Here is a 962-nt window from a genome sequence, read left to right on the forward strand (position 1 = left end):
AAGGGAATCGCGAGCTGTAGAATACGCAAAATAACGGCTAGTGCGATATTGGCGTAACTGGCGGCGGCTACTTCGGTATCACCGCCGTTTTTTATAATTAAAGGCACAATATGGCTTGACACACCTATAAATATAGTGTATGTTTATATAGGTATAATCAATGGACGATATCAAATTTATTTGGGACGAGCATAAAAATGCGTCTAATCTTAAGAAACACGGCGTTGATTTTACTGACGCAATGCGGGCATACTACGACCCGAACAGGATAGATTTTTATGATGCAGAGCATAGCACAGACGAAGAGGAACGTTGGATTTTTCTTGGAGTGGTGATGGACGTTATTTTGTTTGTTGTTGAAACCGAACCAAATGAAAATACTATTCGGATTATTTCCGCACGATTAGCATTGAACAATGAAAAGGAGAAATACTATGAAAACTACAGTAAAAACAATTAAAACGCTCCCCTCGTTAGATGAGGAACGCATTAGAAAGCTAAAAATGATGCAAGACACTGACATTGATGTGTCTGATATGCCACCACTGACGCAAGAGCAACTTGCACGTTTTGTCCCAGCAAAGCTGCTCAACCGTTCACTATATAAACCTGTTAAGGTAGCCGTTAAGGTGAACTACGACGCTGACGTTTTAGAGTGGTTTCGCTCATCGGGCAAGGGTTACCAAACAAGGATGAACTCCGCCCTACGAGAGTATATGATGACGCAGATGCAAAGATAACAAAAAATGAGGCTTTAGGCAGAGACTCATATGTGGAACGAAAAGCATTTGACTTGGTATTTATAATGTGTTATGAAACACCCCATAAAAAATGAGCCTAGAAATTTTATCTAAACTAAGCTTGAACCATAGGCAATAAGCCTATTAGCTCTTTTATACTGTCATTGTCGTCTTGTCAGACTTAGCAATGTTTTCAAGCACACTCTCTACAGAGCGTATGTC

General features: G+C 40.0%; 2 protein-coding genes. Both read left to right on the top strand.

All coding sequences use genetic code 11. The features are described from left to right. Nucleotides 1-160: 160 nt before the first annotated feature. A complete protein-coding gene (locus AC1MDJ_RS08085; protein ID WP_479690404.1) occupies nucleotides 161-460 on the top strand; it encodes a BrnT family toxin in 300 nt (99 codons plus the stop codon). Further along, nucleotides 435-740 (top strand): BrnA antitoxin family protein, encoded by a 306-nt coding sequence (locus AC1MDJ_RS08090; RefSeq protein WP_479690405.1) that lies wholly within the window; start codon nucleotides 435-437, stop codon nucleotides 738-740. Before AC1MDJ_RS08085 ends, AC1MDJ_RS08090 begins: the two co-directional genes overlap by 26 nt. Nucleotides 741-962: the final 222 nt, after the last annotated feature.

It is taken from the genome of Candidatus Termitispirillum reticulitermitis (assembly GCF_054655775.1).

Excerpts from the sequence above, each read along its gene's own strand:
- AC1MDJ_RS08085 (WP_479690404.1), top strand. The coding sequence starts at position 161 with ATGGACGATATCAAATTTATTTGGGACGAGCATAAAAATGCGTCTAAT.
- AC1MDJ_RS08090 (WP_479690405.1), top strand. The coding sequence starts at position 435 with ATGAAAACTACAGTAAAAACAATTAAAACGCTCCCCTCGTTAGATGAG.